General features: G+C 63.8%; 7 protein-coding genes. 3 read left to right on the top strand and 4 right to left on the bottom strand.

Annotated features, from left to right (window positions below):
• The first annotated feature begins 116 nt into the window (after positions 1–116).
• From fliK to V7787_RS13925, 3 genes are all read left to right on the top strand, one after another.
• Positions 117–1,673: a flagellar hook-length control protein FliK gene (fliK, locus tag V7787_RS13935; RefSeq protein WP_064491602.1), complete on the top strand. Its 1,557-nt coding sequence runs from the start codon at positions 117–119 to the stop codon at positions 1,671–1,673.
• Positions 1,670–2,008, top strand: a complete 339-nt coding sequence (locus tag V7787_RS13930) for an EscU/YscU/HrcU family type III secretion system export apparatus switch protein (protein ID WP_104886507.1) — start codon at positions 1,670–1,672, stop codon at positions 2,006–2,008. The genes fliK and V7787_RS13930 overlap by 4 nt, the downstream gene beginning before the upstream one ends.
• Positions 2,009–2,076: 68 nt before the next feature.
• The gene (locus V7787_RS13925; protein ID WP_064491799.1) at positions 2,077–4,788 is read left to right on the top strand and encodes a dermonecrotic toxin domain-containing protein; all 2,712 of its coding nucleotides are present in this window, start codon (positions 2,077–2,079) and stop codon (positions 4,786–4,788) included.
• A 106-nt stretch (positions 4,789–4,894) separates the two neighbouring features.
• Here the strand turns inward: V7787_RS13925 and V7787_RS13920 are convergent, their stop codons facing one another.
• The 4 genes from V7787_RS13920 to V7787_RS13905 are packed head-to-tail and all read right to left on the bottom strand — an operon-like array spanning position 4,895 to position 7,494.
• Positions 4,895–5,290, bottom strand: a complete 396-nt coding sequence (locus tag V7787_RS13920) for a DUF2802 domain-containing protein (protein ID WP_010955062.1) — start codon at positions 5,288–5,290, stop codon at positions 4,895–4,897.
• A gap of 1 nt (position 5,291) precedes the next feature.
• Positions 5,292–5,771, bottom strand: a complete 480-nt coding sequence (locus tag V7787_RS13915; protein ID WP_003254393.1) for a chemotaxis protein CheW — start codon at positions 5,769–5,771, stop codon at positions 5,292–5,294.
• A 41-nt stretch (positions 5,772–5,812) separates the two neighbouring features.
• Entirely contained in the window at positions 5,813–6,706 is an 894-nt protein-coding gene (locus tag V7787_RS13910) for a CheW domain-containing protein (protein WP_064491800.1), read from the bottom strand.
• Positions 6,706–7,494, bottom strand: coding sequence for a ParA family protein (locus tag V7787_RS13905; RefSeq protein ID WP_010955064.1), 789 nt, complete (start codon positions 7,492–7,494; stop codon positions 6,706–6,708). The genes V7787_RS13910 and V7787_RS13905 overlap by 1 nt, the downstream gene beginning before the upstream one ends.
• Positions 7,495–7,574: the final 80 nt, after the last annotated feature.

Here is a 7,574-nt window from a genome sequence, read left to right as displayed (position 1 = left end):
CTTGTGTCTCAAGTCGCCCCGCGCGCTGCCGTTATACTGGCAACCACAGGCGCGCGGCATTATTACACGCGCCGCCGCGCTGCCAAGAGGCCGGGCTCGACAGGTTGTATACAATCATGACTGAAATCAATAGTCTCGGCGCACAAACCGCGATCAACAGCCAAGCCATGAAGGCGGGCATGACCGGCGATCTGCTGCGCCTGATCCAGGCGCAGCCTGGGCTGCTGGCTCCTGGCGAAACCGCGCAAGCCGAGGTTTTATCGTTGCGCCAGACGGGCCAGGACTTTCAACTGGTGCTAAGGCTGATGCAGGCCAACGGCGTGCAGACCCAGCTTCAGGCCAACGCCAGCCAGCCGCTGCCACAAGGCAGCCAGATCACCGTCAGCCAGACCGAAAGCAACCGCCTGGCGATCATGCTGCAACAGGCCAGTGCCAGCCAGGTCGCCACCCTCACCCAGCTGGACACCAGCAAGGTGCCGGTCGGCACCTTGCTGCAAGGCAAGGTCCTGACCAACCAGCTGCTGGCCCAGGCACCCGGCCAACCGGCCGTGTACCGGGCGCTGGTCAGCCTGCTCAACAGCAACCAGGCCGGCGCCACACTGAGCATCGACAGCCCGCGCCCGCTGGCCATTGGCAGCCTGCTCAGCGCCCTGGTGCAGGGTGATCAGTCATTGCGCTTCGTGCCGCTCAGCGGCAGGCAGGACCAACTCAGCATTGCCCAACAGCTGCTGACCCAGCAAAACCGCCAAGCCTCGCTACCCGGCCTGCTCAACGCCCTGCAACAGCTCACCCGCGACCCAGGCGTCGATGGCGACCTGCGCGCCAGCGCCGAACGCCTGCTGGCCGGCCTGCCGGACGCCCGACAACTGGGCGACGCCAAGGCAGTGGCCCAGGCCCTGAACAACAGCGGCAGCTTTCTCGAAGCGAAGCTGCTGAGCGGGTCCACCGCCAGCGTCGCCACCGACCTCAAGGCGCATTTGCTGCGGCTGATGGCCCAGGCCCCTGCCCTCCCGGCAAGCGCTGCCAATCTCAACCCCGCCAGCCTGGCCGTGACCATGCCGGCTTTGGCGCGCAGCGCACTGGGCATGCTCGAGCGGGTCAGCCCCAAGCCGCAGCCGGGCGCGTTCCCATTACCGTCGCGCCTGCTCAAGGCCCTGGAAGAGGAAGGCGACCTGCAACAGCTGCTGCGCCTGGCTGCCGCTGCCGTTTCACGCTTGCAGAGCCACGCCATGAGCAGCCTGCAACAAACCGGCACGCTGGAAAACGGCAACCTGCAGACCACCTGGCAAACTGAAGTGCCGATCCGCCACGGCCAGGACTTCATCCCGCTGCAAGTCAAACTGCAGCGCGAAGAAACCCCACAACAACAGGCCGACCGCCAACATGAAGCCCAAGACCCTCGACAAGCCCTGTGGCGCATCGAGCTGGCCTTCGACCTGTCCCCGCTCGGCCCCATGCAAGTGCAGGCACAACTGAGCGAGGGCCGCCTGAGCGGGCAGCTATGGGCGGAGCGCGAGCAGACCGCGCGGTTGATCGACACCCAGCTTGGCGCGCTGCGCGCGCGCCTGCTGGCCCGGGGCCTGGAAGTCGGCGACCTGGAGTGCCACCCGGGCATCCCGCCGCAGGGGCCACGCACACGGATGGAACAACGCTGGGTGGACGAAACCGCATGAACGATACGACACCACGCCAAGCCATAGCGCTGAACTACGACGGCCATCAGGCACCGACCCTCACCGCCAAGGGCGACGAGGACCTGGCCGAGGCCATCCTTGCGCTCGCCCGCGAACACGAAGTGCCGATCTACGAAAACGCCGAGCTGGTGCGGCTGCTGGCGCGGCTGGAGCTGGGCGAGCAAATACCCGAGGCGCTGTACCTGACCATTGCCGAGATCATCGCCTTCGCCTGGCACCTGCGCGGCAAGGTACCCGCCGGCTTCGATGATCCGCGCCCGGCAGAGCGCGATATCACCCCACCATTGCCCCCGCTGCCCGGCACTGGCCAGTAACTATCTACCACCCCCTCCCCCTCCATGCGCCCAACCTTGTCGGCCTCCCACGTACAAGGTGTACCGTCATGATCGACAGCAGAATCAACGCCAAAGGCGTGCAGTTCGTAGTAGACCATCTGGCCAACATCCCACGCCCGGACCGCGAAGCCCATCGCTTGATCCGGCAGTGGCTTGCCGGGCAAGGTGTGCATATCGACCCCGATCGCGTCGATGTGGTCACCCTGCACTACCGGCCGGATGACCAAGGGTATGTGGCAGCGGTCCAGCAGACCCAGAGCATGACCCAGGCGCTGCTGGGCAACTGGCAAGGGGAGTCCGATAACAACCTCATCGGCGCACTGTTCGCCAACCCTTGGGCAGGCACCTTCCCCCAAGGGCCGTTGAAGCTGGTCGATCGCCTGCCAACGCTGGGCTTTGGCCATCAGGGCGCCGCCTTCGAGGTGTATAACGGCCTGTTCCAGCGATCGTCCCCCGCCCGTTACGATGCCTCGACCCACATTCAGGTTCCGGCTGAAGCCTTCCAGCGGTTCATCGAAGCGCTGGACTTTCACCAGCCGTTCAAAGCCATGCTCGACGCTTACTGGCAGGAGCATCAGGACACTCACCGCCTGGCCAGCAAGCTCAATTTCATCGCCGCCTGCAACGCCCAGGTCAACCAGGGGCGCCTGAGCGATGCCGCCAGGGAACTGGCATGGCAAGCCGCCGGCATGATGCCGCAGCGCTTCAAGATACGGGTCAGCACGCTGAGCATCTATGGCTATGCGGCCACCGACCTGCTGTACATCAACGCCCCCCACAGCGATCTGACCCTGCTGTACATGCCAGGTAACAGCTCGCCCTTGCTCGAATTCGCCAGCGAGAACCAGCTCAAGGACTGGGTGGGCGATCAGTGCAAGGACCCCGCCCGACGCGAAGCGCTAACGCAACACTTCAGGCTCGCCGACCGCCCCCAGGGCCTGGATTTCAGTGGCCTGGACACCGCGCTCGAGGGCCTTGGCGACTATCCGGACCGGCACCGGCTGCCGCCTGAACACGGTTATTTCAACGATGATGGCGTCTGGCCCCCCCGAACCTACGTGAACTACAAACCTGGCAAATACAACCCCAAACTGACCGGGGATATGTTCGCAGCCCTGACCGAGCGCCAGCGCCAGCGCAGCTATGACGATGCCGATTTTGTCATCACCACCGATAGTCAGGTTACCAAAGCCAAATGGCGTGGCTACCTCACCAACACGCTCAACCTGCTGGCGCCACTGTGCCTGGTGGTGCCGGGGCTGGCGCCACTGCTGGCGGTCGGTGGCATTGCCCAGTTGGGCCTGGGCCTGGATCAGGTGATCAACGGCCACAGCCTGAAAGCCAAACAGGACGGGGTTGGCGACATCGCCTGGGGGTTGTTCAACGCCATACCGCTGGCAACGGAGGGCAGCGCAGGCATCAAGGCCCTGTTCGAGTTCAAAAGCGATGGTTTTGTCATGCCGCGCGAGGTCAACGAGCAGCTCGGCTATCCGTTGAGCCCGACCAGCCCACCGCGGCTTCCAGAGCCAGAAGGCGCGGAGTACTTCCACCACCACGAGCCGATTACACCGCTTGACGAAGGCGACCCGGCTGTTGCCGGCGCGGTGATACGCTTGCCACACTACGATGGCGAACTGGACGACCTGGAATGCAGCATCGAAACCTACAATGCACGCGTGGTCTATGACCTGGAGCACGACGCATTCATCATCAAGGAAACCGTCAACGAGGTCGAGCCGCAAGCCTACATCGCAGTGCCTGGCAGCCGTGACCTTGTGGCGCTCGACAGGCAGCGCCCAGTCACCGACGCCATGCGCACCCGCACCTTGCGCGCGCTGGGTGTCGACCTGCCACTGCCAGTCACCATTCCGACACCGGCCCCGGACAGCGCCCCCATCCCCAAACTCATCTCCAGCCTCTGGGTCGGCGACAAAGTCATAAGCGAGCCATTGCTGGCCAACCTTGCCGCCAACGCCGCGCGCCTGAGCGACAGTGAATACAGCATGCGCCTGTTTCTGTCGAAGGCTTCGCCTACCGCTTACGAACAGAACGCAAGGCTATTGGCAGCCCGGGCGCCAGGGCTGCAGGTATTGCCGCTTGAAGAGCAACGCTTCTTCCGGGCCTTCCGCCAGAGCCGCTATTACGCGCAGTACGAGGCAGCGCTGGATGGCAACGGTGGCATCGCCACCAATTACGCGTCTGCGACCGATGTGCTGCGCTACCGGATGCTGCACCATGAGGGTGGGCTGTACATGGACGTGGACGACTTCCTGCTGCCGGACGGCAAGGGCGAAACGATCGATCAGGTCGAGCTGCGCACCCCACCCGATGGGTTGCTGCTGCCACCGCCGATGTCCAACGAGAAAATGAGCATGAATTGCCTGTACAACACCAGCCTCATTGGTAGCCACCCAGGCAACCCACTGCTGGATGCGATCTCCGATGAAATGCTCGCACGTTTCCAGACCCATGCAGACTTCTACGAAAGCCGACCGAGCCTGGAACAGGACCCGAGCGGTTTCTACCGCTATGCCAACACGCTCAGCTACCTCACCGGGCCGGCACTGCTCACTGAAGTGGTCGATCGCCATCTACCCGGGTTGCGGACCCTGCGCCAGATCATCAACCTGCACACCATGCCACGCGTCAACACCTATCCATTCATCAACCCTTCGCAAGCCAATACAGCCCTGAAGCAACTGCTGCCCCTGAACCGGTTCGCCGGCGTGGGCGGCAATCACTCCTGGGTTCGCAATTGAAATGAACAGCGGGTACTGAACGAGCCAGGCGACAGCTTTCAGATCGAGCGGAGCATGGGCGCCGCTCGATTTCCCAGGCGGCGAACCTGCTGCCGAGGGTACCCCGTCAAGGAGCCCGGTACACCTTGCTCATCAACTCCGCCTCGGCCTGGGTCAAGCCGCAGCTCTGGGTCAACTCATCGATACTCGCCCCCATCCCCACCAGCTTGGCCGCCTGGCTGAAAGTAACGTTGCTGGGGTCGCGCTGCTCGAGGCGCTCCAGCCGGTCCGGCAGGGTGGCCACCGCCGCACGCAGCTCATGGATGGCCTCACCCATGCGCACCGTGCCGTTCTGGTAGTCATCCAGACGCTTGGCCAAGTCCTTGATGCGCTGGTCACGCAGCGCATCGCCCTCGGCCTGCTGCGCAGCCAGCTCGCGCTGGCGCTTGCTGTAGTTGAGGAAAAACCACAGGCTCAGCGCCCAGGCCAGCGCCAGGAAGATGACAGCAACCTCTAGGATCAACTCAGATGTTCTCCAGCTCGGACCACTCTTCCTCGGTCATCATCTTGTCCAGTTCGACCAGGATCAGCAGTTCGCCATTCTTGTTGCACACGCCCTGAATGAACTTGGCCGACTCTTCGTTACCCACGTTCGGCGCGGTTTCGATTTCGGACTGGCGCAGGTAAACCACTTCGGCCACGCTGTCGACCAGAATGCCGACCACTTGCTTGTCGGCTTCGATGATGACGATACGGGTGTTGTCGGTCACTTCGGTCGGCATCAGGCCAAAACGCTGACGCGTGTCGATCACCGTCACCACGTTGCCGCGCAAGTTGATGATGCCCAGCACGTAGCTCGGCGCACCCGGCACCGGGGCAATCTCGGTGTAGCGCAGGACTTCCTGCACCTGCATCACATTGATGCCGTAGGACTCGTTGTCCAGACGGAAGGTAACCCACTGCAGGATCGGATCTTCGGAACCTTGTGCAGACGACTTTTTCATTCCCCTACCCTCAAAATCCGCCGTTGGCGGTATGTTCTGTGTCATTTCTGTTTGGCGTGCATCTGCTTGACCGCACCGCTGGCGATCAGCTCGGCCAGTGCGGCGACGTCGAGCAGTGCGCACATGTGTTCGATTACGGTGCCGGCCAGCCACGGGCGCTGGCCACGCTGGCTGCGCCACTTGATCTCCGACGGGTCCAGGCGCAGCGAGCGGCTGACCTGATGCACCGCCAGCCCCCATTCATAGCCCTGCACCGAAATCACGTATTGCAGGCCCTGGCGAAAATCATCGCGGTAGCGGTCGGGCATTACCCAACGCGCAGTGTCCAGCACCTTCAGGTTGCCGGCCTGGCAGGTCAGGATGCCGAGGAACCAGTCGGGCTGGCCGAACAGTGGTGTCAGCTCCTGGCCAGCCAGGGTGTAGATCGAGCCCAGGCACACCAGCGGCACCGCCAGGGTCAGGCCGGCAACGTCGAACAGCAGGCATTCGAACGGCTCGGCCGCCCACACCGGACGACCGTCGACAGTGGCCGGGGGCACGGGCAGGTTGGGCGCCGGCAGATGCACATCGACCAGCGGCACAGCCGGTTCCACGGTTTGTTCTTCGATCAGTACCGGGATGCTGGCTTCGGCCACGATCTCCTGCTCGACCACCGTCACCACCGGGGCTTCCACCGGCATCACGCTGGGCAGTACCGCCAGCCGGGGTTCGGCGAATGGCCGCGGGGCAAAGCTGGCGGCGGCTTCGGCGGGCTCAGGCCGGGCTGGCTGTCGGGCATCGCGTGCCTGCTCCTCGCGCACCGCCTCGGCGAATTCATCCGCCACTGCCGGCTGCTCGCTCAGGTCTTCGGCCTCGGTGGCCTCCTGCAGCAAGCCGTCCAGGTACGATTGCAGGGCCATCTGGGGCCGGGTGCCGGTTTGCCGGGTTTGAGTCATCAGGCCACCTGCACTGCGTTCTTGTAGGTGAGCAGGTGCTTGAGCAGCGCCCTGTAGGCGATCAACCCACGGCTCTTGCTGTCGAACTGCGAAGGCGTGACGCCCTTGCGACTGGCATCGCGCAGGCGCGTATCCACCGGGATGTAGCCCTGCCACACATGCTGCCCGTAGGTGTCACGCAGCAACTTGAGGGTGCCCAGCGACGCCTGGGTACGACGGTCGAACAGGGTCGGCACGATCTGGTACGGCAGCGCCTGCTTGCGCGAACGGTTGACCATGGCCAGGGTGCCGACCATGCGTTCCAGGCCCTTCACGGCAAGGAATTCGGTTTGCACGGGGATCACCAGCTGCTGGCTGGCGGCCAGGGCATTGACCATCAGCACACCCAGCAAGGGTGGGCTGTCGATCAGGGCATAGTCGAAATCCTGCCACAGCTGCGCCAGACTCTTGGCGATTACCAGGCCCAGGCCATTCTGCCCTGGCGACTGGCGCTCCAGCACCGCCAGCGCGGTACTCGACGGCAACAGCGAAATGCGCTCATCGCTGGTGGGCAGCAGCAGTTGCCCGGGCAAGCCTTCGGGCACCGTGCCCTTGTGCAGGAACAGGTCGTAGCAGCTGTGCTCCAGGGCATCCGGGTTGTGCCCGAAGTAGCTGGTCATCGAGCCGTGCGGGTCGAGGTCGACGACGACCACGCGCTTGCCGGCCTCGGCCAGCAGGCCGGCCAGGGCAATGGTAGTGGTGGTCTTGCCGACGCCACCTTTTTGATTGGCTACTGCCCAGACTCTCATCAAGCAAACTCTATCTATTGATTTGGCAGGGACACTGTAGAAACAACCGTCATGCGCAAAACTTCAAAGCTCGCACGCCC

This window comes from Pseudomonas sp. CGJS7 (assembly GCF_036961695.1).
This window is presented reverse-complemented; position numbering and strand designations above follow the sequence as displayed.